Raw genomic sequence first — 23,214 nt, 5'->3', positions numbered from 1 at the left:
ATGAACACCTATCTCAACCATCTGCTGTTCGGCATCTATCCCTATATCGCGCTCGCCACGCTGGTGGTCGGCACCATCATCCGCTTCGAGCGCGAGCCTTATTCCTGGCGCGCCGGGTCGAGCCAGTTGCTCCGGTGTAAACAGCTCGTCTGGGGCTCGATCCTGTTTCATCTTGGCGTGTTGTTCGTGCTGTTCGGCCATATCGTCGGCCTGCTGGTGCCGATCTGGGTCTTCGATTCGCTTGCCGTGAAGCATGAATGGAAGCAGGCGCTGGCGGTGTTCGGCGGCGGTTTTGCCGGGATGGTCTCCTTCATCGGCGCGACCATGCTGCTGCATCGCCGCCTTTTCGATCCCCGGATCCGCGCGAATTCGGCGTTTGCGGACACCGGCATATTGCTGCTTCTGTGGGCACAGCTCGCACTCGGCCTTGCCACCGTGCCGATCTCGCTCAGCCATATGAATGGCGAGCAGATGGTGAAGTTCATGGCCTGGGCCAACGGCATCTTCACCTTCAACCCCACCGCCTCGCTCTGGCTCGACGGTTCGCACTGGATCTTCCGGGTTCACATCTTCCTGGGGCTGACGATCTTCCTGCTGTTCCCCTTCACCCGCCTGCCGCACATGCTGTCGGTCCCGGTGCGGTATATCTGGCGCGGCGGATACCAGATCGTGCGCACCCGGCGGAGCCTGATCAATGGCTGAGCTGATGGAGCGCGAAAAGGTCCGCGTGGGCGCGGTCGAGATCGGCGAGGAGCGAATCGCCGCGGAGATGCAGAATCACCCGGCCAGGGACGCAGACGAGGCATGGGAAGCGGCGGCACGCGCGCTGGTGGTGCGTGAACTGCTGCTCGGCGAAGCGCGGCGGCTAGGGATCGCGCCGAACGATACGAGGGACGATCTGGGCCGCAAGCTGACCGAGGAAGATGCCTTGATCGAAGTGCTTATGGAGCGCGAGGTCACCGTGCCGGTCGCGACCGAAGCGGAAGCCCGCCGGTTCTACGATACGCACCCCGATCGTTTCACCAGCGAACCGCTCGTCGAGGCGGAGCATATCCTTCTGTCTGCCTCACCCGAGGATACCATCGCCTGGAACATGGCGTTGAGCGATGCGCGCGGCCTGATCCGTCAGATACGCGCCACGCCCGCCAGCTTCGCGGAACTGGCTCGCAGCCATTCCGCATGCCCCTCGCGCGAGCAAGGCGGCAATCTGGGCCAGATCGGCCCCGGCCAGACCGTGCCCGAATTCGAACAGGCGCTATTCGCGCTTGGCGCGGGCGAGCTGTGCGCCGAACCTGTCCGCACGCACTACGGCGTCCATGTGGTGCGCGCCGGTCGCAAGGTGGAGGCACGCCAGCTTCCCTTCGAGGCGGTCGATGCCTCGATCCGCGCCTATCTGGAAGAAGCCTCGCTTCGTCGTGCCACTGCGCAATATCTTGCGATCCTTGCATCCAGGGTAGAGGTAGAGGGGATCATGCTTCCTGCAAGCGAAGGGCCGCTCGTGCAATGATCGTCGATCGCCTAGTTGATTACCTGCCTGTTTCCGGGCCCCTTGGTCCACGCTTGCGCGATGGCCTGGGACGCCGGTTCGAATATCTGCGCCTGTCGCTCACCGAAGTGTGCAACTTTCGCTGCACCTACTGCCTGCCCGATGGCTATCGCAAACGCTGCGGTCAGCCCTCCGTATTGTCCCTCACAGAGATCGAGCGGGCGGTGCGGGCCTTCGCCGCCCTGGGTCTGTGGAAGGTGCGCCTGACCGGCGGCGAGCCGACCATCCGGCACGATTTTGAAGATGTGGCGCGCGCGGTGTCCACAGTGCCCGGTATTCGCCGGGTGGCGATGACCACTAATGGCTATCGCTTGGCCGAACGGGCGCAAAGCTGGCGCGATGCCGGTGTCGATGCGCTCAATATCAGTGTCGATTCGCTCGATCCGGCGCGGTTCGCGGCGATCACCGGCCACGACCGGCTGGCCGAAGTTCTCGCCGGGATCGACGCCGCGCGCGAGGCCGGGTTTTCAAGCATCAAGCTCAACGCCGTACTGATGCGCGGGGTAAACGACGATGAGTTGGAGGCGATGACCCGTTTTGTCGCAACGCGCGACCTGTCGCTGCGTTTCATCGAGGTCATGCGCACGAATGATAATGCGGAGTTCTTCGCCGCGCGGCACGTCTCGGGCGAAAGCGTCGCACGACGGCTCGAAGCCGCCGGCTGGCAGCGTCTCGCGCGTGAGGCGGGCGCGGGGCCTGCAGTGGAATTCGGCCATGCCAAGGCTCGTGGTCGGATCGGCATCATCGCCCCTTATGCGAAGGATTTCTGCGCCAGCTGCAACCGCCTGCGGCTCGGCTCGGACGGCAAATTCCATCTGTGCCTGTTCGGCGATGGCGGGTTCGATCTGCGACCCCTCCTCCAGCACGACGATCAGCATGACGAGCTGGTCGCGCGGATCGTCGCGCTGACCAGGACCAAAGCCCCGGCGCATCGGCTGCACGACGGCGACAGCGGGGCGACGCCGCATCTCGCATCGATAGGGGGGTGAGGTGACAACGTTGGAGGAAACACGGGTCATGCTCGAAATCGAGTTGTGCGGGAGGCTCGCCGATGTCGGCGGGGCCTTGGCGCAAATCGCCATCCCCGAGAATGGCTGCAGCGTTGCCGAGCTGTTCGGGCTGATCGCGCAGCAGCATCCGGCGCTCGCCCATCCGCTCGTCAGTGGCCGGGTTAGGGCGTGCGTGAACGAGACGATCGTGACGCCCGATGCACGGGTAATGGCGGGAGACGAGGTGGCGCTGTTCCCGCCGGTTTCGGGCGGATGAGCGCAGAGGTCACTCTTGCGACGAAGGAGTTCGACCCGGCCGAACTACTCGGCGCCTTTACCCACGGGTTGGGTGGGGAGGGGGCGGTGGTCAGCTTCACCGGCCATGCGCGCGGCGCGGCGAAGGATGGCGCGGCAATCGAGGCTTTGGTGCTCGAAAGCTATCGCGGCGTAACGCTCGCCTCGATGAAGGCCATCGCCGCCGATGCCATGGCGCGCTTCGACATATCGCGTTGCCGCGTGGTGCACCGCACGGGCCGCATCGCGCCCGGCGAAGCCATCGTCTTCGTCGCCACCGCATCGGCCCATCGCCGCGCAGCCTTTGAGGCAGCCGATTTCATCATGGACCGGCTCAAGACCGAGGCGGTATTCTGGAAGCGCGAGGAAAGCCCCGATCGCAAACGCTGGATCGAACCCACCAGCGGCGACCATGCCGATGCCCAGCGTTGGCAGGAGTGAACAGGACGGACAATGCCCGGAATAAACGAGAATTTACCCTTTCACCCTCTGAAGATCGCGGTTCTGACGATCTCGGACACGCGCACGATGGAAACCGACACCTCGGGAGAACTGCTTGCCTCCCGCCTGCAGGAGGCGGGGCATGACCTCGCCGCGCGCGCCATCGTCAAGGACGATGTCGAGGCCATCCGCACGCAGGTGCAGGCGTGGGTCGACGATCCCGAGGTCGAGATCGTCCTCACCACTGGCGGCACCGGCTTCACCCCGCGCGATGTTACGCCCGAAGCGGTCATGCCGCTGCTGCGCCGCGTGATGGACGGGTTCAGCGTGGTGTTCCATCAGATCAGCATGGGCACCATTGGCGTCTCAACCCTGCAATCGCGCGCCTTTGCGGGGCAGGCGGGCGACAGTTTTATCTTCTGCGTGCCCGGGTCCACCGGGGCGTGCCGCGACGCCTGGGATCTGGTGCTGCAATACGAATGCGACAGCCGGTATCGCCCCTGTTCGATTGCCGGGCAATTGCCGCGCCTGCGCGAGGTTTGCGCGTGAGCAAGCTAACCCATCTCGATGCGGACGGGCGCGCACGGATGGTCGACGTCGGCGACAAGGCGGTGACGTCGCGGCGCGCAGAAGCAAGAGGAGAGCTGGTGTGCGCCCCCGCGACGCTGGAACTGGTCAGGACGGGCAAGACCCCGAAGGGCAGCGTGTTGGCCACGGCCGAACTTGCCGGAGTGATGGCGGCCAAGCGCACTGCGGACCTCATCCCCTTGTGCCACACTCTGGCACTGTCGAAAGTAGCAGTGGAGATCGCCATGGACGAAGCACTGCCGGGCTTTGCAGTGCGCGCGACGGTGAGGTCCGAGGGGCGCACCGGGGTGGAGATGGAGGCGCTGACCGCGGTGTCCGTTGCCTGCCTGACCTTGTTCGACATGCTCAAGGCGGTCGATAAGGGCATGGCGATCGGCGCGATCCGCGTGACCGCCAAGGAAGGCGGGCAATCCGGCTCGTGGAGCAGCGAATGATAACCGTCGATGAAGCGCTGTCATTGATCGCCGCAAAGGTCGGCCCGTTGGGAAGTGAGACGATAGCGCTGGCCGATGCCGCGGGGCGCACTCTGGCCGAGCCGCTGATCGCGCGCTGCGATGCCCCGCGCCAGCCGCTTTCGGCGATGGACGGCTACGCCGTCCTCGAACGGACGACCGCAGCCGGCAAACGGCTCGAGCTCATCGGAGAATCGCGCGCCGGACGAGGCTTCGCAGGAACCGTCCAACCGGGCCAGGCCGTGCGGATATTCACCGGCGCGCGCCTGCCGGACGGCGCGGATTACGTCGTCATGCAGGAATATGCCTCGCGCGACGGGGATCATGTGACTTTCACCGAAGGCTATGGCCCTGCACCGCATGTCCGCGCGGTGGCCAGCGATTTTGCAAAGGGAGCGGAACTGGTCCCCGCCGGTACGCGGCTTGGTGCGCGGGCCATGGTCGCGGCGGCGGCGGCAGACGTTTCCGAGGTCTGCGTTGCTCGGCGCCCCCGCGTGGCGACCTTCGCCACCGGTGATGAACTCGCACCGCCCGGCTTCGCGCATCTTCGGCCCGATGCGATCCCCGAAAGCGTCAGCTTCGGTGTCGCCGCCATGGTCGCGCAGGAGGGCGGCACGGTCGTCTCGCGTCGCACGGGAGCGGACGAACTGGACGCGCTGATCGCAGCTGCAGACGCCGCGCTGGATGAAGCAGACCTGGTCATCGTCACCGGCGGCGCCTCGGTCGGCGACCGCGACTTCGCCAAACCGATGTTTGCCCCGCACGGCCTCGACCTGTGGTTCGACAAGGTCGCAATGAAACCGGGCAAGCCGGTGTGGCTGGGTCAGGCAAGGGGCACAGTCGTGCTCGGCCTGCCCGGCAACCCGACCTCGGCCATGGTCACTGGCGCACTGTTCCTGCGCCCGATCCTGGCGCGGCTGCTGGGCGAGGCGAAGGCGCATCCCTGGCGCTGCCTGCCCCTCGCAGCTGGCCTGAAAGCCACCGGCACGCGCGAAACCTTCACCCGCGCGCGGTGGGACGAAGACGGACTGATCCCGCTCGACAATCAGGACAGCGGGGCGCAGGCGGCGCTGCTTCAGGCTGACTGGTTGATCCGCTGCCCGCCTGATCAGGCCGCGCTCGCGCCCGGTGCCATGGTTACCGCACTGCGCTTTTGAGCCGACGCTCGGCCAAAGCCAACGCATGCTGATCATTGGCATTGAAGAACGGGTCCTCATCCGCGTCCCAATCGACGAATTTGGCACCGACATCTTTGGCGAAGCGACGGAGAGACTGGCCGCCGTCGTCGATGTACTTCGCGAGCGATTCTGAATCCGTTCGCCAGAGCGTGGCCATTGGTTGTTCCCGCCCATTGCTCACCGGGACGGCCGCGGCCGCATTACCGATCTCCGACCCGAGATGAGATAGAAGATCCGTTGGCAGGAAGGGTTGGTCGCAACCGACCATTAGGACGTAATCGCAAGCTTTGGTTTCAGCAAAATCGAAAGCGCTTGCCAATGCGGTGATGGGCCCGATTCCGCTATGTCTGTCGAGCACGACTGGCAGCTCGAGCGCCGGAGCCTGGTGTCTATCGCGCAGGGCGAGCGCCACGCAATCGCTTTGCGCCAAAGCCCAGTCGGCCACCCGTTCTACCAGCGCTTTTCCCCCCAGTGCGCGCCACGGCTTGTCGCCGCCCATGCGAGTGCCTTGTCCCCCGCATGCGATGACGATGCAGTGGCTTGAGTATTTGAACGAAGGCGGCGTGTGATTCACTGTTAGACGACAATGCACCAACTTTAGTCCAGCATCCACACGTCTCGGCGCATCTTCGCATGAACTTTTTGAGGTGGCGCATCCTGTATTCTCCGGTCGCAGAGCGGGCGCGAAGCGGCCATAAGTTTGCGATCTGCACACGATGGCCCCTTGCCAGAATCTACCAAAAACAAAAGTAAATCAAAGTGTTACCGCTTAATGCGGGCTCAATTGCGGCCTTGCGAGACTGCAGACCCGATAATCACAGTAAATTCAGTTCTTTAGGCCGCTGGATGCGGTGCCTCTTCCGCACCATCTCTCGATCTTTGCTGAGAACAGCCGGATTCCGACGTCTCGCGACCGTGGTCGGTGCGCGAACGCAGCCCGTCTGCCGCTTCTCCAGCACAAGAATTCTCCATCGATGGATTAAGCCCGGCAGCTGGGCCGTTTCCCCTTCGAGCAGGCCTCGCACCGCCTGCACCACGAAGGAGAACCGACATGAGAACCAACGCCATGCTTTCGCTGATCGCCCTGGGTCTGGCCGGCGCGGCGAGCGCTGCCGTGCCCATGCTGCACGAAGAGAAGCTTGCGCGTGCCGAGGAGCGCTTGATCCTCACCCACCCGATCGCGGGAATCGAGAACAGTCTGTGGTTCGACTACCGGATCGATGTCGCCGAGACGCAGAAGGAGCTGTCGAGCGACCTGCGCCGGGCGAGCGATCTCGAGGACCGGCGCGACGCGTGGGAGGAATATGCCCACGAACTCAAGCACGAACGCGAGGACTACGTCCACGACATGGCGAAGCGCGGCTATCGCCAGGGCACGGTCCATCTCCTCGACTGACCGCCCGCATCTCCCTGGCGATCGCTTCCGTCCCTACCCCCCGGGCGATCGCCGATCCCCGAAGGACCGGCCCAGTGCCGGTCCTTCTTTTGCGCGCGCTGTCGGAAAGTCAGCGCCAGCCGTCGGCGCGGGCGCGGGCTTCGGCCTCGGCGTCGAGAGCAGGGCCGTCGGCCATCGCCTGCGCGCGGGCGAGGATCTCGGCATTGCTGGCGCTCGCCATGCGGTAGTCGGTGTCCGCCTGCCGCGCGCCGTCGCCGCGTGCTTCGAGTTTCCATCCATGCGCATCGCGGCAGGCAATCCCGCTCCCCGCATCGCGGCTGAAGGCGCGGCAGAAGTCGCCGTCGCGATCGCGAAAACTGAGGAGAACGCGCGTGTCGGAATCCGCGGCCTGCTCGGCAACCAGCTGGCTGTCGAGCACGGCGGCGAGCTGGGTGTCGGCATAGCCCTCGGGCGCGCCGCCGCGCGGAAGGAACAGTGCCAGCGCCAGCGCGGCGGCGATTGCCGGCCCGGCGACCCAGCTCCAGCGCGGCAGGCTGCGCTTCATCTCGCGCTGTTCGCGGGCGGCGGCCAGATCGACCACCTCGGCGGGCCTGGGTGCGAGCATGGCGGCCAGCGCGTCGGGCGCCGGTTCTTCCGCGATCGGCGCGAAGTGTCCCGCGAGCCGGGCCCTGAGCGCGCGATGCGCCTCGACCTCGCGCTGCAGGTCCGGATCGGCGGCGATCGCTGCGGCCACTTCGGCTTCGCGTTCCCCCGTCAGCTGGCCGTCGGCAAAGGCGGCAATGTCCTCGCGCGCGATGGTCATGCCTTTTCTCCCAGGATTTCGAGAAGCGCGTCGCGCCCGCGCACGAGCCGCGAATTGAGCGTGCCCACGGGGCAGCCGACGATTGCCGCGGCCTCCTTGTAGGCATAGCCTTCCACCATCACCAGCAACACCGCCTCGCGCTGTTCCTCGGGCAATTGCTGCATGGCACGATCGACCATCGACAGCTCGACCGCCGATTCCTGCGCGCCATCGCCGCCGACCGACAGGCCTGCTTCCTCCGCGACGAAAGTTTCGCGGCGGCGGGAACTTGCCCGGCCTTCGTCGATCCAGAGATTGCGCATGATCCGATACATCCAACTGTCGAGCCGCGTGCCGTCCTGCCACTTGTCGCGATTGGCGAGCGCGCGCTCGATGCTCATCTGGCAGAGGTCGTCACCGTCGGCCGGATTGCCGCAAAGGCCGGCAGCGAAACGACGCAGCCGGGGCAGCATTGCCAGCAAGTCCTGCTCGAACGATGGGTTCAGAGGTTTCTGCCTTCCGTGGATTAAACGGATGACCCCACCCGTTTCATCCATGCTTAATGCGAATTGGACCAAAGAACGCAACCGATGCCCCGAATTTCCCCGATTTCCCTCGTTCTGGCGGCGCTCGCGACACCGCTCGCCGCCCAGGTCGGCCTGTCGGGCGTCCAACTGCCGCGTGTGGGGGGCGTGCTCGAGCAGGTCGGCGATCTGGCCGACAATACGCTCGAGAGTACCAGCCGGACCGCGCGCGACCTTGCTCGCGACCGGCTGCGCACGATCGACCGGCTGGTGCGCCGCAATGGCGACACGATCGCACTCGACTCACGTGGCGAGCCCGCGCGGCGCGGCGAAGTGCTGCTGCTCGACGCAAGCGCGGACGCGCTCGCCAAGGCGGGGGCAGAGGGTTTCGTCCTGCTCGAGACGGTCGACCTGGCGGACCTCGGGATGCGCGTCAGCCGTCTGCGCGTGCCCGCGGGGCTGGAGCTTGGCGAGGCCGAACACGCGCTCGAGCGGATCCTCCCCTCGGTCACAATCGCGCCCGACAATCTCCATTTCCAGTCGGGAAGCGCGGGCCCGGTTCCGCTCGCTCTCGCCGCGGCGGGGAGCGGTGCGGGCAGCACGCCGGTGGGCATGATCGACGGTGCGCCGGGCAAATCCGTGCCCGTTGTCGCCACGCGCGGTTTCGCCGAGGGTGCGCCCTATCCGAGCAATCACGGCAGCGCGGTGGCCTCGCTGCTCGCTTCGGAGCATCCGGGGCCGATCCGTGTCGCCGATGTCTATGGCACCGACAGCGCGGGCGGCAATGCGCTCGCCATCGCCCGCGGGCTCGGCTGGCTGGTGGGGCAGGGCAGCAAGGTCGTGACCATCAGTCTCGTCGGTCCGCGGAACGCGGTGCTCGAACGCGCCATCGCGGGCGCCCGCAAGCGCGGCGTTGTGGTCGTCGCAGCAGTCGGCAATGACGGGCCGGCCGCGCCGCCCGCCTATCCCGCGAGCTATGACGGCGTGATCGCGGTCACCGCCGTCGACGGCAAGCGCCGCGCGCTGATCGAGGCGGGTCATGCGCTGCATCTGGACTATGCCGCACCCGGTGCGGACATTCGCGGGATCAACGCGAAGGGCAAGCGCATCGGCCTGCGCGGCACCTCTTTCGCGACCCCGCTGGTCGCCGCGCGGCTCGCCCGGGCGCTCGACCGCGGCCGCGACTGGCGCAGCGCGCTCGACGGCGAAGCCGAGGACCTCGGCAAGAAGGGCGTCGACCCGGTCTACGGGCGTGGCCTGCTGTGCGGGGATTGCAGGGGGCGCTGAAAAAATTTGCATAGGCGCGGATTAAGCCGCCGAGCCGGTTCGTTTCCTTTCCGAAGCAGGCGCCCCCCTCCCGGCGCCCTGCGGCAGAAAGGACCTCATCATGAAAAAGCTCTTCCTCGCAGCAGCGACCATGACCGCACTCGCCGCGGCGCCGCAGGCGCATGCCCAGCTCCTCTCGGGCTCGGGTCTCGGCCAGGTGACCGGCCGCGTCGGTCCGATCACCCAGAGCACGACCGGCACGCTGCGTTCGGCGACGCGCGGTACGCTGCGCGGCAATGCCCGCACGAGCGGTAGTCAGAATGTCGATCGCCGTTCGGGCGAAGTATCGCTCGACCGCTCGCTCGACACCGGGGCGGCCGCGACGACCGACCAGGTTATCGGTTCTCCGCTGGGTTCGGCTTCGGGGTCCGCCTCGGGCAGCGGCCAGGCCTCGGGTTCGGGCAGCGCCGATGCGCAGCTCGTCGGCACCGATGCGGTGCGTGACCTCGCGGGTCGGGGCGTGGGCCGGGCGCGTGACGGCGTCTCGACCGCCCGCAATCTGGCGACGCCCGCAGTCGGTGCGGCGCGCGATCGCGCCGGGAACCTGACGTCGCAGGCCGGAAATCTCTCGGCCATGGGATCGGGCAGTGGCGCGGCCTCGGGCAATGGCTCGACCGGTCTCGGCAACGGCATGCTTGCCGCCGCGGGCAGCGGGGCAGCCGCGGGTGATGGCGCCTTCGCCGTGAGCCCGGACATGCCGGTGCTTTCGCCGCAGGGCGCGCCGGTGGGCAAGGTACGCCAGCTCGTCAGCGACTCGCGCGGCCGCGTCGAGCAGGTCGTGGTCGAAGCCAAGGGACGCAAATTCGCGGTTCCTGCAGCCGATCTCGCAGTCAGCGGCAACGCGCTGGTGATGGGCGAAGGCTCTGCTTCGGGCGCGGCGTCGAAGCCAGCCGACGATACCGCCGAGTAACGCCGAGCGCCGCGACGCGGCAGGATAGGGCGGTCGGGTCAGCGCGGCCCGGCCGCTCTTGTCGTTGGCAGGCCGCTGGCGCGTCAGCGCGACAGGCTTCGTCACGTCTGGTAACTGCCGCCCGGAGATTGCTTTGACCGGGCGAAATGCCCATGGAGTCGGGCATGAAGCGCGGACGATCCCACATGGCCGAAAAGCAGCCTGCCAAGGGCACGATCCGCGACACGCTGCTCGAGGCCGCCAGCTCGCTGATGCGCGAACTCGACACGATCGAAGTCGGCATCCTCGACATCGCCGCGCGCGCGGAGGTCAATCATGGGATGATCCGCTACTATTTCGGCAGCAAGGAAGGCATGCTTCTCGCGCTGCTCGACCGCGATGTGGGCGTGCGCATCCGCCAGCTCGGCGCGCTCCTGCGGATGGACGCCACGCCGACCGAGAAGATGCGCATCCATCTCGAAGGCATCCTCGAGACCTACTACCGGATTCCCTATCTCAACCGTCTGATTCAGGCGATGGTCCGCGATGCCTCGCCCGAGCGCGTCCACCACATCGCCGAAGAGCTTCTCAAGCCGATCGCCCAGGCGCAGCACTCGATCATCCAGGAGGGCATCGCGGCGGGCGAGTTCCGCAAGGTCGATCCCAAGCTGTTCTATTTCAACACCATCGGCTCGGCCGACGGGCTCTATTCCAACCGTTTCACCCTTTCGGCGGTGTTCGGCGGAATCCCGGGTGCCGACGATGCGCTCCATGAACGCTACAAGGCACACACGGTCGAAACGCTGATGGCGGGCCTGCTTGCCTGATTATCAGCCTTGATAATTACTCGCCGCGAGGCATAGTCGCGGCATGGATCTCCAACTCGACCAGCAGCAGGAATTGCTGCGCCAGTCGCTCGACCGCTACCTCGCGAAGCACCTGACTTTCGAGGCACGCCGCACGCAATGCGAGGGCGAGGCCTTCCTCGATTTCTGGGAGGGTCTGGACGACGAACTCGGCGTGGGCGTGGCGGGCCTGGCCGAAGATCTCGGCGGGTTCGGTGGAGGCCCCGAAAGCGAGATGATCGTTGCCGGTGCGCTCGGCCGCGCGCTTGCGGTGACGCCCTATGTGCCCTGCCACGTCCTCTCTGCCGCATTGCTCGCGAACCTGGGCTGCGACGATCTCGTGCGCCGGATCGCAACCGGGGACATGCTGGTCGTCACCGCAATCGAGGAACCGCAGACGCGGGGCGAGGTCGCGCGCGTCGCCGCGCAGGCCGATCGCATAGAGGGCGGTTGGCGGTTGTCGGGCACGAAGCTAGTGGTCGACTTCGCAGCGCAGGCGGATATCGTCCTCGTTCCCGCCCTGATCGATGGGGAGGGGCTGGCGCTCTTCACCGTCGAGCCCGCGCGTTTCCGCGATGGCCTGAAGCCCTTTGCACTGATCGACGACACGCCCTCGGCCGACCTGCTGCTCGACGGGCTCGAACTCGAAGACGATCGCTGCATCGCACAGGGGGAGGGCGTGCTCGCCGCGTTATCCGCCGCCGTCGACCGTGCGCGCGCCGCGACCTGTGCCGAGGCTGCCGGGATCGCCGCGGTGATGGTCGCCGATACCGTCGCCTACGCCAAGGAGCGCGAACAATTCGGCGTCGCCATAGCCTCTTTCCAGGCGCTGCAGCACCGCATGGTCGACATGTGGGCCAAGTCGCAGGAGATCGAGGCGGCAGCGCTGCTGGCGACGCTCAAGCCCGACCAACCCGACGCGGTTTCGGCCGCGATGGCAACCGTATCGGACGGCCTGCGCAAGATCGGGCAGGAGGCATTGCAACTGCATGGCGCGATGGGGCTGACCGAGGAGCTGCGCGTCGGCCATTATTTCAAACGCGCCACGGTGATCGAGCACCGGCTCGGCAGCGCGGCGGCCCACGTCGAGCGCTATCGCGAGCGGCGGCTTTCGGCCTGAGGGCGTTAAAGCCCGAGGACGTGCCGTGCAAGGATGTTGCGCTGGATTTCGTTCGACCCGGCATAGATCGAAGCGGCGCGCTCGTTGAGATAGCGCAGCGGCGCGATCGCCTGCCACGGCTCGCCCGAGACGTAACCGTCCTCTGGCGGCTCGTAGCCGGGAATCTCCGCCCCGGGTCGTGTCGGATGCGGCTGGAAGACGGTACCGCTCGGTCCCGCCGCCTCGAGTGCGAGTTCTGTCAGGTGCTGCGCCAGCTCGGTGCCCATGATCTTCATCAGCGAGGCCATCGGGCCGACGCTCTCGCCCCGCCCCGCAGAGGACAGCAGCTTCAGTTCGAGCACTTCGAGCACGTCGATGCGGATCATGGCGCGCGCCAATCGCTGGCCGAAATCGCCATGGTCGAGCAGCGAATGGCCGCCCACCTCCTGCGCGCGCGTATTGTCGGCGATGGCCTGCGCCCTGATCTTGAGCCCAGCCGAATAGGCGCCGCCCCCGCGTTCGAATTCGAGCAGATATTTGGCGACCTGCCAGCCGCGATCGACCTCGCCGATGACGTTTGCCTGCGCCACCCGGACATCATCGAAGAAGACCTGGTTCTGCACCGTCTCGCCCGACAGCATCGTCAGCGGACGCACGGTCACCCCGTCCTGGTCCATCGGCACGAGGAGGAAGGTGATGCCCTCCTGCTTGCGGCCGTCGTTGCTGGTGCGCACGAGGCAGAACATCCAGTTCGCCTCTTGCGCATGCGTGGTCCAGATCTTCGATCCGTCGAGGATGAAATCACCGCCATCGGGGACTGCGCTCATCCGCAATGCGGCGAGGTCCGATCCGGCATTGGGTTCGGAATAGCCCTGGCAGAAGAATATCTCGCCGGTAAGGATGCGCGGGAGGAAATATGCGCGCTGCTCCGGCGTGCCGAAGGCGGCGATGACATGCGCGACCATGTGGATGCCCATCGGCGAGAGCGACGGCGCGCGCGCTTGGGCCATGGCATTGGCGAAGAGATAATGCTGCGCCACCGACCAGTCGCGTCCGCCATGCTCTTCCGGCCAGTGCGGTGCCGCCAGCCCGGCGGCGTGGAGCTTCGCCTGCCACGCCATCGAGGCTTCGTGATCGGGATAGACGCTGGTTGTATGGCGTCCCGCGTCGCGGATGTCGTCGGTCAGTTCGCGAGCGCAGAAATCCGCGATCTCGGCCGCGAAAGCCTTCTCTTGGGGAGACCAGTCGAGATTCATGCCCTATCCATTTGCCGATGATTATCAGGCCTGATAACAGCTCGGCCTTGGCCGTCAATGTTTCAGGGTGGGGAAGATGATGAACGAGCACGCAACTCTGAGCGCCGCCGGGGGTGAGGCACCCCGGCAGAGCCCGACGCCGACCGAAATCGACTTCACCAGGCCGGCGGGTGAGGAGGCCTATTACGCGCCCGACTCGATGCATTGGCGCATCTTCAAGAACGAGATCGCGCTGGCGGTCGGCGGGGTGGCCGCGGTCCTGCTCGAATTCGCCGATGCGCGCATCCGCTCGGGCGTGTGGGATCATTCGGTCTATCCGGTCGACCCGATCGGGCGTTCGCAGCGCACCGGCATGGCCGCCATGGTCGGCGTCTACGGGCCGAAAAGCGTAGCGCGTCGGGTCATCGGCGGGGTCAACCGGATGCATGCAAAGGTCGCGGGCGTGACGCCCAGGGGAGAGGCCTATTCGGCGCAGGATCCCGAACTGCTCGACTGGGTTTCGGCGACCGCGCAATATGGCTTCCTGACCGCCTACGACCGTTTCGTCCACCGCCTCTCCGAGGCGGAGAAACACGCCTACTGGAATGGTGGGGACGAGATCCCGCGCCTGTATGGCGTCACCGAGATCCCCCATTCGGAAGCCGAGTTCTTCGCCATGATGGAGCGGCTGCTGCCGCGCTTCGAGCCGCATCCGATCAATCTCGAATTCCTTGAGATCATCGCCTCGGGCAGGGCGCGCCCAGAAATCCCGCGCTTCATCCACCGTGCGCTGGCGCGCGCCGCGGTCGACATCCTGCCGCCGATCGTCCGCCGCAAGCTCGAACTGGGCCGCGAGTGGGACCTCTCGCTGCGCGAGCGCCTGCTGGTGAAGCTGTTCGGCAAGATGGCCGATCGGAAGGTCGACCCCGCCTCCCCCGCCTATCGCGCGGCGCTCCGCCTCCGCCTGCCCGGCAACACTGCCTGGCGGTAGCGCAGCCGCAAACTTCGCCGGGAAAGCACGATCGGCGCCTTGCCGCGCCCGCGCGACCGCCTATCTTGCGCGCCATGCATCTCGACGATCTCCTGCGCCGCTACTTCGCTTCGGACGACCTCACTGCCATCTCGCCCGACGCGCTTGCCGCCGGGATCGAGCACTGCCGCGTCGACCTCGGGCTCGAGAAGGATCCGGGCAAGCGCTTTGCCCTATGGGCGCTGCTGCACCTCTTCGACGCGGCACCCGACCTCGATGTCGCTTTCAAGACCGAGGCGGAACGCGAGGCCGCGCGCAATTTCGGCGATTTGCTGGCGGGGGCAGCCGAGGACGACGAGGCTTGAGCCCGCTGGACTAGATCGCGAATTCGAGCCTGTAGCCCGGCGGGTAATGCAGCCGCATGGTGGTGACCGGATGGTCGTCGAGCCAGGTTGTGCGATCCATGGTGAACAGCGCTGCCCCTTCCTCGGTCCCCAGCAGGTCGGCGATCCGCCCCTCGGCGGTCGCCGCCGAAAGCGCGACCTCACCGCGGGTGAAGGGGACCGTGCGCACCAGCCATTCGTTGGCGCTCAACTCGCCGAGATCGGCCTCGGCGAATTGTGGCACGGCGGCGAGGTTGATCCACCGCGTCTCGAAAGCGAAGGGGCGCTCGTCGGCGAGGTGGAGCGTCTCGAGATAGGCCGCCTTGGCCTCTCCCGTGTCGAGCCGTTCGGCGATTGCATCCGGCGCGCGCGCGATCCGGCGGTCGACGACCTCGCAGCGATAGGCCCCACCGGCGTCCTCGACCTGCTCGCGCAGCAAGGGAATGCGGAGCTGCGCCTGCGGCAGGGGCAGCGGGCGCACGCGCGTACCGCCCTTGCGCTTGCGCTCGACCATGCCTTCTTCGGCGAGCGCCTGCAGCGCGCGGTTCACCGTGGTTCGCGAGCAGGCGTATTCCTCGGCGAATTCGACCTCGCCGGGGATCAGCTCGCCCAATTGCCATTCGCCCGCGACGATGCGCGCGCGGATCGCCTCGCGGATGCCGCGATGCGTCCGGGCGTTCACAGCGCCGCGCCCAGCTCGCGGATTACGCGTGCGAAGCGCGTTCGAATTTCGTCCGCACGGACATGCTCCCCGCCGCGCACGATGTGGCGCCCGGCGGACCAGACGTCGCTGACCGCGCGGCCCTCGACGCCGAAGATCCAAGCATCGAGCCGCTGGTCGGGCTGCGGCCAGTCGAGGAAGGGCAGATCGTCGCGCAATGCAACAACGTCTGCCAGCCTACCGGCCTCGATCGCCCCGGCATTGCGCCCGATCGCCTGCGCGCCGCCGCGCGCGGCGCGTTCGTAGAGATAGCGTCCGGTCGAGCGCGTGGCATCGTCGCTCAGCACCGCACGCTGACGGTGCGCCAGCCGCTGCGAGACCTCGAGCATGCGCAGTTCCTCGGCCACCGCGATGCGGATGTTCGAATCCGATCCCACCCCGAAGCGCCCGCCCGCCGCGAGATAGTCGCGCGCGGGAAAGATGCCGTCGCCGAGATTGGCTTCGGTGGTCGGGCACAGGCCGGCGACCGCCCCGGAAGCCGCGAGGCCGGCGACCTCGCCCGCGTCGCAATGCGTCGCATGGATCAGGCACCAGCGTTCGTCGATGGTCAGATTGTCGAGCAGCCAGCGCACGGGGCGCGCGCCGAGATGTGCCTCGACCTCCTCGACTTCCTTGACCTGCTCGGCGGCGTGGATGTGGGTCGGGCCGGAGGGACAAAGTGCGAGGCAGGCGTCGAGCCCGGCGCGGTCGACCGCGCGCAGCGAGTGCGGGGCGATCCCGAGGCGGAAGTCAGCGGGCAGTCCGCGCGCGGCTTCGGCGATGCGCGTATAGAGCGTCTCGAATTCGCCCACGGTACAGCCGAAGCGCAATTGCCCGCCCTTCAGTTCGCGCCCGTCGAGCCCGCCATGGCTGTAGAGCACGGGGAGGTGGGTGAGTCCGATGCCGCTCGCCTCGCTCGCGGCGAAGATCGCGCGCGAGGTTTCGGCCATGTCGTCGAAATGCCCGCCGCCGACGCGATGATGGAGATAGTGGAACTCGGCCGAGGCGCTGTATCCGGCCTCGGCCATTTCGAGCTGCACCAGCGCGGCGATCGCCTCGATATGCTCGGGGGTGAGCACGTCGAGGAAGCGGTACATGACCTGCCGCCAGGCCCAGAAATCGTCCGCGCCTGCCGGTCCGCGCGCTTCGGCCAGCCCCGCCATGGCGCGCTGGAAGCTGTGCGTATGGACATTGGCGAGCCCGGGCAGGGCGGTGCCGACCGCCTGCGCCGCATCGAAGCCGCGCGGCGAGACCTCGCTGATCGTGCCCGCATCGTCGATATGGATCGCCTGGTCGGCGAGCCAGCCCGATGGCGTGAGAACCTGCCGCGCCGAGATGATGCTGCCCATTGGCCGTTGCGCCTTTCGCATATTATGTGCATACATAATCACACAGAGAGGAGCCACGCAAGAGCATGACCGGCCGAGTCTTCACCCATTGCAGCGCTGCGACCCTGGTCGAGGGCGAGCGCGGCTATGGCTTGGTCGAGGATGCAGCGGTCGTGGTGGCGGAAGGCCGGATCGCCTGGATCGGAGCGCGCGGCGACCTGCCTGTCGATCATGCGGTTTGGGAACAGGTCGATCTCGGCGGTGCGCTGGTCACCCCGGCGCTGGTCGATTGCCATACGCATCTCGTCTTCGGCGGCGACCGGAGCCGTGAATTCGCGCTGCGGCTCGAAGGTGCCAGCTACGAGGAGATCGCGCGCGCCGGGGGCGGTATCCGCTCGACGGTCTCCGCCACGCGCGACGCCAGCGACGACGAGCTGCTCGCCGAGGCGCTGCGCCGGGTCGACGACCTGCTCGCCGACGGGGTCGCGGTGGTCGAGGTCAAGTCTGGCTACGGCCTCAGCATCGCGCACGAATTGCGCATGCTCCGCGTCGCGCGCGCGATCGAAGGCGAGCGCCCGGTGCACATCCGCACAAGCTGGCTCGCCGCGCATGCGCTGCCGCCCGAATTCGAGGGCGAGGCGGACCGCTATATCGACGAGGTGGCCATCCCCGGGCTCGAGACCGCCGCCGCCGAAGGGCTGGTCGATGCGGTCGACGGCTTTTGCGAAGGGATCGGCTTCTCGCCCGCGCAGATCCGCCGCGTCTTCGACACGGCCCGCGAATTGGGCATAAGGGTGAAGCTCCACGCCGAGCAATTGAGCGACCTCAAGGGGGCGGTCCTCGCCGCCGAATACGATGCGCTCTCGGCCGACCATCTCGAATGGCTCGCGCCCGGGGATGCGCCGCTGCTGGCCGAGAAGGGCGTCGTCGCCGTGCTGCTCCCCGGCGCCTTCTACGCGCTGCGTGAAACGCGGCTGCCGCCGATGGATGCGCTCCGCGAGGCCGGCGTGGCGATGGCGCTGGCGACCGATTGCAACCCCGGCAGCTCGCCGCTGTCCTCGCTCCGCCTCGCCATGAACATGGGTTGCACGCTGTTCCGCATGACCGCCGAGGAGGCGCTTGCCGGCGCGACGCGCAACGGCGCGAAGGCGCTGGGTCTCGAGGCTGAATACGGCACGATCGAGCCGGGCAAGCGCGCCGATCTCGCCGTGTGGGACACCGAGCATCCCGATTTTCTCAGCTACTGGATCGGCGGGCGCCTGCTGCGCGGCCGGATCACCGCAGGACACTATCACGATGCATGACCTTGCGCCCGGATCGCTCGGGCTGGCCGAACTCGAAGCGCTCTATCGCTCGACCGGCGCCTTCCGGATCGATGACGCGGCAATGGCGGATGTCGCGGCTTCCGCCGAGCGGCTAACCGCGGCGCTCGGGTCGGGCGAGGCGATCTACGGGGTCAATACCGGCTTCGGCAAGCTTGCCAGCGTGCGCATCGGCGCGACCGACCTCGGCACGCTCCAGCGCAATCTGGTGCTCTCGCACAGCGCCGGCTTCGGCGAACCGCTCGCGCCCGAAATCGTCCGTTTCATCATCGCGCTCAAATGCCTTTCGCTCGGGCGCGGCGCCTCGGGCGTGCGCCCCGTCGTGGTCGAACGGCTGCAGCAGCTGGTCGAAGCCGATATCATCCCCGTGGTGCCCGAAAAGGGCTCGGTCGGCGCTTCGGGCGACCTCGCTCCGCTGGCGCATGTCGCCGCGACGCTGATCGGCGAGGGCGACGCCTTCTACAAGGGCGAGCGGATGGCGGCGGGTGCAGCGCTCCAGCGCGCCGGGCTCGAACCGCTCGTGCTCGAAGCGAAGGAGGGTCTCGCGCTGCTCAACGGCACGCAGGTCTCGACCGGCCTCGCGCTCGCGGCGCTGTTCGACAGCTGGCGGCTGGCGGTCAATTCGCTGGTCACCACCGCGCTCTCGCTCGACGCGGCGATGGGCTCGACCGCGCCCTTCCGCGACGAAATCCATACCTTGCGCGGCCATCGCGGCCAGATCGTCTCGGCGCGCACGATCCGTGCGTTGCTCGCCGGTTCGCAGATCCGCGAGAGCCACCTCGAGGACGATCTGCGCGTGCAGGATCCCTATTGCCTGCGCTGCGCGCCGCAGGTGATCGGCGCCTGCCTCGACCAGCTCGCCCACGCGGGCAATGTGCTGCGGGTCGAGGCCAATGCCGCGACCGACAACCCGCTGGTGCTCAGCGACGGGGCGATCGTCTCGGGCGGCAATTTCCACGCCGAGCCGGTCGGCATGGCGGCCGACGGCATCGCCATCGCCGTGTCCGAGATCGGCGCGATCGCGCAGCGCCGCATTGCGCTGCTGGTCGATCCGGCATTGAGCTTCGGCTTGCCCGCCTTCCTCGCGCCGTCGCCGGGGCTGCAGTCGGGGCTGATGATCGCCGAGGTCACCAGCGCCGCGCTGATGAGCGAGAACAAGGCGCTCGCCAACCCGCGCGTGGTCGACTCGACGCCGACCTCGGCCAATCAGGAAGACCATGTCTCGATGGCCTGCCACGGCGCGCGCCGCCTGTTCGAGATGAACGCCAATCTCGCCGCCATCCTCGGGATCGAGGCGATGACCGCCGCACAGGGCATCGAATGCCGCGCCCCCCTGGAAACCAGCGCGACGCTCCAGGCGACGATGGAGCGCATCCGCGCCGCCTCGCCCGCGCTCACCGGCGATCGCCTGATGGAGCCCGACATCGCTGCCATGGCCGATCTGCTGGGCGGGCAGGTGCTGGCGGAGGGGATCGCCGCCGAGACCATTGCGGATTTCGCACCGTGAACCCGGTGACCGTCGTTCGCGGCAGCTCGCCGCTCGTGCTCGCGCAGCCGCATTCGGGGAGTTTCGTGCCCGAGGATATCCGCGCCAATCTGACCGAGCGCGGCGCCATGCTCGCCGACACCGACTGGCATATCCCGCAGCTCTACGAAGGGCTCGCGCCCGAGGCGAGCGTGGTCCGCGCCGAGTTCAATCGCTACGTGATCGATGCCAATCGCCCGCCCGACGGGGCAAGCCTCTATCCGGGGCAGAACACCACCGGGCTCGTGCCCATGGTCGATTTCGAGAACCGGCCGATCTGGCACGAGGAGCCCGACGAGGCCGAGATCGCGCGTCGCCGCGAGCTGTTCCACGCGCCCTATCACGCGGCGCTGCAGGCCGAGCTCGAGCGGGTGCGCGCGGCGCATGGCTTCGCGGTGCTTTACGACTGCCATTCCATCCAGTCGCACTTGCCATTCCTGTTCGACGGCACGCTGCCCGACCTCAATATCGGCACGAACAATGGCGCCACCTGCGCGCCCGCGATCGAACGCGCCGTGGCGATGGCCTGCCTCAACGGCCCCTACAGCCACGTCCTCAACGGGCGCTTCCGCGGCGGCTGGACGACGCGGCACTACGGCCGCCCGGCCGAAAACATCCACGCGGTCCAGATGGAGATCGCGCAGAAGACCTATCTGAAGGCGGAAGAACCGCCCTTCGCCTACTGCCCCGACACCGCCGCCGACCTGCGCGACACGCTCGCCGAGGTCTTCGCCGGTATCGAGAGCACCTTCGGAGAGTTTGCATGAGTATCGACCGCCGCAACGCCCGCGAGATCAAGGCGCCCACCGGGCCCGACCTCACCTGCGGCAGCTGGCAGACCGAGGCGCCGTTCCGCATGATCCAGAACAATCTCGACCGCGCGGTGGCCGAGAACCCCGACGAACTGGTCGTCTATGGGGGCATCGGCCGCGCGGCGCGGAGCTGGAGCGATTTCGAGGCGATCCTGTCGAGCCTCAGGACGCTGTCGGACGAGGAGACGCTGCTGGTCCAGTCGGGCAAACCCGTCGGCGTCTTCCGCACGCATAGCGATGCGCCGCGCGTGCTCATCGCCAATTCCAACATCGTCCCGCACTGGGCGAACTGGGACCACTTCAGCGAACTCGATCGCAAGGGCCTGATGATGTACGGCCAGATGACCGCGGGCAGCTGGATCTACATCGGCACGCAGGGCATCGTGCAGGGGACCTACGAGACCTTCGTCGAGGCCGGGCGCAAGCACTACGGCGGCGACCTCACCGGCAAGTGGATCCTCACCGGCGGGCTCGGCGGGATGGGCGGCGCGCAGCCGCTCGCCGCGGTCATGGCGGGGGCCTGCTGCCTCGCGGTCGAATGCAATCCTGAGAGCATCGATTTCCGCCTGCGCACGCGCTATCTCGACGAGAAGGCTGAGACCGTGGACGAGGCGCTCGCCCTTATCGCGAAATGGACCGCCGCGGGCGAGGCCAAGTCGGTCGGCCTGCTCGGCAATGCCGCCGAAGTCTTCCCCGAGCTGGTCAGGCGCGGCGTGCGCCCCGATGTGGTCACCGACCAGACCAGTGCGCACGACCCGGTCAACGGCTACCTCCCCGAAGGGTGGACCATGGGCGAATGGCGTGCCAAGCGCGAGAGCGACCCCAAGGCGGTGGAGAAGGCCGCGCGTGCCTCGATGCGCAAGCAGGTCGAGGCCATGCTCGCCTTCTGGGATGCGGGCGTGCCGACGCTCGACTATGGCAACAACATCCGCCAGGTCGCGCTCGAGGAAGGGCTCGAGAATGCCTTCGCCTTCCCCGGTTTCGTCCCCGCCTATATCCGCCCGCTGTTCTGTCGCGGCGTGGGTCCGTTCCGCTGGGCCGCGCTCTCGGGCGATCCGGAGGACATCTACAAGACCGACGCCAAGGTGAAGGAGCTGTTGCCCGACAACCATCACCTCCACAACTGGCTCGACATGGCGCGCGAACGGATCGCCTTCCAGGGCCTCCCCGCGCGAATCTGCTGGGTCGGGCTGGGCGACCGCCACCGGCTCGGCATGGCGTTCAACGAAATGGTCGCGAGCGGCGAGTTGAAGGCGCCGGTGGTGATCGGACGCGACCATCTCGACAGCGGATCGGTCGCCAGCCCCAACCGCGAGACCGAGGCGATGAAGGACGGCAGCGACGCGGTAAGCGACTGGCCGCTGCTCAATGCCCTGCTCAACACCGCCAGCGGCGCGACCTGGGTCAGCCTCCACCATGGCGGCGGCGTCGGCATGGGCTTCAGCCAGCACGCCGGAATGGTGATCGTCGCCGACGGGACCGAGGACGCGGCGCGGCGGCTCGAACGCGTGCTGTGGAACGACCCCGCCACCGGCGTCATGCGCCACGCCGACGCCGGCTACGAGGACGCCGTGGACTGCGCGCGCGAGAAGGGGCTGCGGCTACCCGCGATCCTGGGCGAGTAGGTCGCGCCACGCCGGCCTGATCCAGCCGTCCACACGCGCGCGCTGGCCCTCGTCGAGCGCGCCGTAGCGATGGCGCAGATCGGCGAGGCACTTGGCCTGGTACTTGAACGTGCCCTGCCGATACTCGTGACCCATGGCGCGGAAGCCGAAGCTCTCCTCGCCCGCCTCGAGCGCCGCCGCATTGGCCGCGAGGAAAGGCGCGTAGATCTCGCCCGACAGCCTCGCCAGCGCGAGCGCCGCATCGCAGGGCTCCTCCGCCCAGCTGCCGACCACGCCCGAGAGGTCGTCCATGTGCGACAGCCAGCGGTAGGCATAGGGGTAGTCGGCGCGCATCATCGCTTGCGGCGTGGGATCGACGCCGAGCTGCGACAGCTGGCCGTAGAGCCCGAACTCGGCGAGGCTCGGGCGGCTGCCGAAGAGGAAAAAGGCGTTCGTGACGTGCTTCTCGAGGACTTCGAGCACCGCGCGGGTCGAGGCTTCGATCAGCGGGAAATTCTCCCGCGTGCAGCCCACCATTGCCATCCGTCCGACCTGCCGCTGGCGAAAGGCCTCCGCCGCGGCCTGCGAGGTTTCGACCCCGCCGCCATGGAGATTGTCGAAGGCGAGCCAGCGGCTCATCTGGACCTGGTCGACATCCTCCAGCCAGCGATAGCCGAACATCGGCTTGGTCATCCATTCGTCGGCGAAGTCCTCGAGCAGATGCGCGAGGAAGGCGATGGCGCGATCGTCCGGCACCACGCTGCGCCCGGCATGCAGCCGTTCGAGCTCGTAGATCAGCGGCGTGGAATCGTTGGCATAGCGCCCGTCGGGAAAGGCGAGCACGGGGATGACCGGGGCCTTCACACGCGCCAGCGCCTCGCGCGCCGCGGCGCCGTCGACCCATTCGAAGGGGATCCGGCGGTAGCGTAGCAGGCTGCGCATCTTCATCGAATAGGGCGAGGCGAGGGCGCCGTAGAGCGAATACAT

Annotated in this window: 26 protein-coding genes; 19 read left to right on the top strand and 7 right to left on the bottom strand. The window is 67.5% G+C overall.

Annotated elements, in window-relative coordinates; genetic code table 11:
• The 8 genes from narI to K3181_RS05250 are packed head-to-tail and all read left to right on the top strand — an operon-like array spanning position 1 to position 5,467.
• Positions 1-702 carry a respiratory nitrate reductase subunit gamma gene (narI, locus tag K3181_RS05285; protein ID WP_221601573.1) on the top strand — a complete coding sequence of 234 codons (702 nt, stop codon included), beginning with the start codon at positions 1-3 and terminating at the stop codon, positions 700-702.
• Positions 695-1,507, top strand: coding sequence for a peptidylprolyl isomerase (locus K3181_RS05280; protein WP_221601571.1), 813 nt, complete (start codon positions 695-697; stop codon positions 1,505-1,507). Before narI ends, K3181_RS05280 begins: the two co-directional genes overlap by 8 nt.
• Positions 1,504-2,535: a GTP 3',8-cyclase MoaA gene (gene moaA, locus K3181_RS05275; RefSeq protein ID WP_221601569.1), complete on the top strand. Its 1,032-nt coding sequence runs from the start codon at positions 1,504-1,506 to the stop codon at positions 2,533-2,535. Before K3181_RS05280 ends, moaA begins: the two co-directional genes overlap by 4 nt.
• A 28-nt stretch (positions 2,536-2,563) precedes the next feature.
• Positions 2,564-2,812: a MoaD/ThiS family protein gene (locus tag K3181_RS05270; RefSeq protein ID WP_221601567.1), complete on the top strand. Its 249-nt coding sequence runs from the start codon at positions 2,564-2,566 to the stop codon at positions 2,810-2,812.
• Entirely contained in the window at positions 2,809-3,270 is a 462-nt protein-coding gene (locus tag K3181_RS05265) for a molybdenum cofactor biosynthesis protein MoaE (RefSeq protein WP_221601565.1), read from the top strand. The genes K3181_RS05270 and K3181_RS05265 overlap by 4 nt, the downstream gene beginning before the upstream one ends.
• A gap of 12 nt (positions 3,271-3,282) precedes the next feature.
• A complete protein-coding gene (gene moaB, locus K3181_RS05260; protein WP_221601563.1) occupies positions 3,283-3,819 on the top strand; it encodes a molybdenum cofactor biosynthesis protein B in 537 nt (178 codons plus the stop codon).
• Complete coding sequence (gene moaC / locus K3181_RS05255) at positions 3,816-4,292, top strand: cyclic pyranopterin monophosphate synthase MoaC (RefSeq protein ID WP_221601551.1); 477 nt, start codon at positions 3,816-3,818, stop codon at positions 4,290-4,292. Before moaB ends, moaC begins: the two co-directional genes overlap by 4 nt.
• Entirely contained in the window at positions 4,289-5,467 is a 1,179-nt protein-coding gene (locus K3181_RS05250) for a molybdopterin molybdotransferase MoeA (protein ID WP_221601549.1), read from the top strand. Before moaC ends, K3181_RS05250 begins: the two co-directional genes overlap by 4 nt.
• Here the strand turns inward: K3181_RS05250 and mobA are convergent.
• Entirely contained in the window at positions 5,448-6,062 is a 615-nt protein-coding gene (gene mobA / locus K3181_RS05245; protein ID WP_345725449.1) for a molybdenum cofactor guanylyltransferase, read from the bottom strand. The two genes, K3181_RS05250 and mobA, sit on opposite strands and share 20 nt — an antisense overlap.
• A gap of 477 nt (positions 6,063-6,539) precedes the next feature.
• On the opposite strand from mobA, the gene K3181_RS05240 reads away from it, so the two are divergent.
• Entirely contained in the window at positions 6,540-6,884 is a 345-nt protein-coding gene (locus K3181_RS05240) for a hypothetical protein (RefSeq protein ID WP_221601545.1), read from the top strand.
• Positions 6,885-6,993: 109 nt separating this feature from the next.
• Here K3181_RS05240 and K3181_RS05235 read toward each other — a convergent pair whose 3' ends face one another.
• Both K3181_RS05235 and K3181_RS05230 read right to left on the bottom strand, forming a co-directional pair.
• Positions 6,994-7,686 (bottom strand): anti-sigma factor, encoded by a 693-nt coding sequence (locus tag K3181_RS05235; protein ID WP_221601544.1) that lies wholly within the window; start codon positions 7,684-7,686, stop codon positions 6,994-6,996.
• Entirely contained in the window at positions 7,683-8,222 is a 540-nt protein-coding gene (locus K3181_RS05230) for an RNA polymerase sigma factor (protein ID WP_221601542.1), read from the bottom strand. Before K3181_RS05230 ends, K3181_RS05235 begins: the two co-directional genes overlap by 4 nt.
• 33 nt (positions 8,223-8,255) lie before the next feature.
• Here K3181_RS05230 and K3181_RS05225 point away from each other — a divergent pair, with 33 nt between their 5' ends.
• The 4 genes from K3181_RS05225 to K3181_RS05210 all read left to right on the top strand — a co-directional run bounded on the left by K3181_RS05225 (position 8,256) and on the right by K3181_RS05210 (position 12,369).
• Positions 8,256-9,476, top strand: coding sequence for a S8 family serine peptidase (locus K3181_RS05225; RefSeq protein WP_221601540.1), 1,221 nt, complete (start codon positions 8,256-8,258; stop codon positions 9,474-9,476).
• A 100-nt stretch (positions 9,477-9,576) separates the two neighbouring features.
• The gene (locus K3181_RS05220; RefSeq protein ID WP_221601538.1) at positions 9,577-10,425 is read left to right on the top strand and encodes a hypothetical protein; all 849 of its coding nucleotides are present in this window, start codon (positions 9,577-9,579) and stop codon (positions 10,423-10,425) included.
• 185 nt (positions 10,426-10,610) lie between these two features.
• On the top strand, positions 10,611-11,231 hold the full coding sequence (locus tag K3181_RS05215; RefSeq protein WP_221601536.1) for a TetR family transcriptional regulator: 621 nt from the start codon (positions 10,611-10,613) through the stop codon (positions 11,229-11,231).
• Positions 11,232-11,274: 43 nt separating this feature from the next.
• Positions 11,275-12,369 (top strand): acyl-CoA dehydrogenase family protein, encoded by a 1,095-nt coding sequence (locus K3181_RS05210; RefSeq protein WP_221601534.1) that lies wholly within the window; start codon positions 11,275-11,277, stop codon positions 12,367-12,369.
• Between the two features lie 5 nt (positions 12,370-12,374).
• Here the strand turns inward: K3181_RS05210 and K3181_RS05205 are convergent, their stop codons facing one another.
• The gene (locus K3181_RS05205) at positions 12,375-13,604 is read right to left on the bottom strand and encodes an acyl-CoA dehydrogenase family protein (RefSeq protein ID WP_221601523.1); all 1,230 of its coding nucleotides are present in this window, start codon (positions 13,602-13,604) and stop codon (positions 12,375-12,377) included.
• 79 nt (positions 13,605-13,683) lie between these two features.
• Here K3181_RS05205 and K3181_RS05200 point away from each other — a divergent pair, with 79 nt between their 5' ends.
• Both K3181_RS05200 and K3181_RS05195 read left to right on the top strand, forming a co-directional pair.
• Complete coding sequence (locus K3181_RS05200) at positions 13,684-14,574, top strand: oxygenase MpaB family protein (RefSeq protein ID WP_221601521.1); 891 nt, start codon at positions 13,684-13,686, stop codon at positions 14,572-14,574.
• A 74-nt stretch (positions 14,575-14,648) separates the two neighbouring features.
• Positions 14,649-14,918, top strand: a complete 270-nt coding sequence (locus K3181_RS05195) for a hypothetical protein (RefSeq protein WP_221601520.1) — start codon at positions 14,649-14,651, stop codon at positions 14,916-14,918.
• A gap of 10 nt (positions 14,919-14,928) precedes the next feature.
• Here K3181_RS05195 and hutC read toward each other — a convergent pair whose 3' ends face one another.
• Together hutC and K3181_RS05185 are read right to left on the bottom strand one after the other, a co-directional pair.
• Entirely contained in the window at positions 14,929-15,618 is a 690-nt protein-coding gene (gene hutC / locus K3181_RS05190; RefSeq protein ID WP_221601518.1) for a histidine utilization transcriptional repressor HutC, read from the bottom strand.
• On the bottom strand, positions 15,615-16,985 hold the full coding sequence (locus K3181_RS05185; RefSeq protein WP_221601516.1) for a formimidoylglutamate deiminase: 1,371 nt from the start codon (positions 16,983-16,985) through the stop codon (positions 15,615-15,617). Before K3181_RS05185 ends, hutC begins: the two co-directional genes overlap by 4 nt.
• Before the next feature lie 65 nt (positions 16,986-17,050).
• Between K3181_RS05185 and hutI the strand changes: the two genes are divergently transcribed.
• Genes hutI through hutU form a run of 4 tightly spaced genes read left to right on the top strand, consistent with a single transcriptional unit; the run spans position 17,051 to position 22,248 of the window.
• The gene (gene hutI / locus K3181_RS05180) at positions 17,051-18,268 is read left to right on the top strand and encodes an imidazolonepropionase (protein ID WP_221601514.1); all 1,218 of its coding nucleotides are present in this window, start codon (positions 17,051-17,053) and stop codon (positions 18,266-18,268) included.
• Positions 18,261-19,793 carry a histidine ammonia-lyase gene (hutH, locus tag K3181_RS05175; RefSeq protein ID WP_221601511.1) on the top strand — a complete coding sequence of 511 codons (1,533 nt, stop codon included), beginning with the start codon at positions 18,261-18,263 and terminating at the stop codon, positions 19,791-19,793. The genes hutI and hutH overlap by 8 nt, the downstream gene beginning before the upstream one ends.
• Positions 19,790-20,578, top strand: coding sequence for an N-formylglutamate deformylase (gene hutG / locus K3181_RS05170; RefSeq protein ID WP_221601509.1), 789 nt, complete (start codon positions 19,790-19,792; stop codon positions 20,576-20,578). Before hutH ends, hutG begins: the two co-directional genes overlap by 4 nt.
• Positions 20,575-22,248 carry a urocanate hydratase gene (gene hutU / locus K3181_RS05165; protein WP_221601507.1) on the top strand — a complete coding sequence of 558 codons (1,674 nt, stop codon included), beginning with the start codon at positions 20,575-20,577 and terminating at the stop codon, positions 22,246-22,248. Before hutG ends, hutU begins: the two co-directional genes overlap by 4 nt.
• Here hutU and K3181_RS05160 read toward each other — a convergent pair.
• On the bottom strand, positions 22,225-23,214 hold the full coding sequence (locus K3181_RS05160; protein ID WP_221601505.1) for a glutathione S-transferase family protein: 990 nt from the start codon (positions 23,212-23,214) through the stop codon (positions 22,225-22,227). The genes hutU and K3181_RS05160 overlap by 24 nt on opposite strands.

It is taken from the genome of Qipengyuania mesophila (assembly GCF_019711655.1).
In the GTDB taxonomy this organism is placed as follows: domain Bacteria; phylum Pseudomonadota; class Alphaproteobacteria; order Sphingomonadales; family Sphingomonadaceae; genus Qipengyuania; species Qipengyuania mesophila.
This window is presented reverse-complemented; position numbering and strand designations above follow the sequence as displayed.

Coding starts and splice junctions, on each gene's coding strand:
- narI (WP_221601573.1), top strand. CDS start 1: ATGAACACCTATCTCAACCATCTGCTGTTCGGCATCTATCCCTATATC.
- K3181_RS05280 (WP_221601571.1), top strand. CDS start 695: ATGGCTGAGCTGATGGAGCGCGAAAAGGTCCGCGTGGGCGCGGTCGAG.
- moaA (WP_221601569.1), top strand. CDS start 1,504: ATGATCGTCGATCGCCTAGTTGATTACCTGCCTGTTTCCGGGCCCCTT.
- K3181_RS05270 (WP_221601567.1), top strand. CDS start 2,564: ATGCTCGAAATCGAGTTGTGCGGGAGGCTCGCCGATGTCGGCGGGGCC.
- K3181_RS05265 (WP_221601565.1), top strand. CDS start 2,809: ATGAGCGCAGAGGTCACTCTTGCGACGAAGGAGTTCGACCCGGCCGAA.
- moaB (WP_221601563.1), top strand. CDS start 3,283: ATGCCCGGAATAAACGAGAATTTACCCTTTCACCCTCTGAAGATCGCG.
- K3181_RS05250 (WP_221601549.1), top strand. CDS start 4,289: ATGATAACCGTCGATGAAGCGCTGTCATTGATCGCCGCAAAGGTCGGC.
- K3181_RS05240 (WP_221601545.1), top strand. CDS start 6,540: ATGAGAACCAACGCCATGCTTTCGCTGATCGCCCTGGGTCTGGCCGGC.
- K3181_RS05235 (WP_221601544.1), bottom strand. CDS start 7,686: ATGACCATCGCGCGCGAGGACATTGCCGCCTTTGCCGACGGCCAGCTG.
- K3181_RS05230 (WP_221601542.1), bottom strand. CDS start 8,222: ATGGATGAAACGGGTGGGGTCATCCGTTTAATCCACGGAAGGCAGAAA.
- K3181_RS05225 (WP_221601540.1), top strand. CDS start 8,256: ATGCCCCGAATTTCCCCGATTTCCCTCGTTCTGGCGGCGCTCGCGACA.
- K3181_RS05220 (WP_221601538.1), top strand. CDS start 9,577: ATGAAAAAGCTCTTCCTCGCAGCAGCGACCATGACCGCACTCGCCGCG.
- K3181_RS05215 (WP_221601536.1), top strand. CDS start 10,611: ATGGCCGAAAAGCAGCCTGCCAAGGGCACGATCCGCGACACGCTGCTC.
- K3181_RS05210 (WP_221601534.1), top strand. CDS start 11,275: ATGGATCTCCAACTCGACCAGCAGCAGGAATTGCTGCGCCAGTCGCTC.
- K3181_RS05205 (WP_221601523.1), bottom strand. CDS start 13,604: ATGAATCTCGACTGGTCTCCCCAAGAGAAGGCTTTCGCGGCCGAGATC.
- K3181_RS05200 (WP_221601521.1), top strand. CDS start 13,684: ATGAACGAGCACGCAACTCTGAGCGCCGCCGGGGGTGAGGCACCCCGG.
- K3181_RS05195 (WP_221601520.1), top strand. CDS start 14,649: ATGCATCTCGACGATCTCCTGCGCCGCTACTTCGCTTCGGACGACCTC.
- K3181_RS05185 (WP_221601516.1), bottom strand. CDS start 16,985: ATGGGCAGCATCATCTCGGCGCGGCAGGTTCTCACGCCATCGGGCTGG.
- hutI (WP_221601514.1), top strand. CDS start 17,051: ATGACCGGCCGAGTCTTCACCCATTGCAGCGCTGCGACCCTGGTCGAG.
- hutH (WP_221601511.1), top strand. CDS start 18,261: ATGCATGACCTTGCGCCCGGATCGCTCGGGCTGGCCGAACTCGAAGCG.
- hutU (WP_221601507.1), top strand. CDS start 20,575: ATGAGTATCGACCGCCGCAACGCCCGCGAGATCAAGGCGCCCACCGGG.
- K3181_RS05160 (WP_221601505.1), bottom strand. CDS start 23,214: ATGTATTCGCTCTACGGCGCCCTCGCCTCGCCCTATTCGATGAAGATG.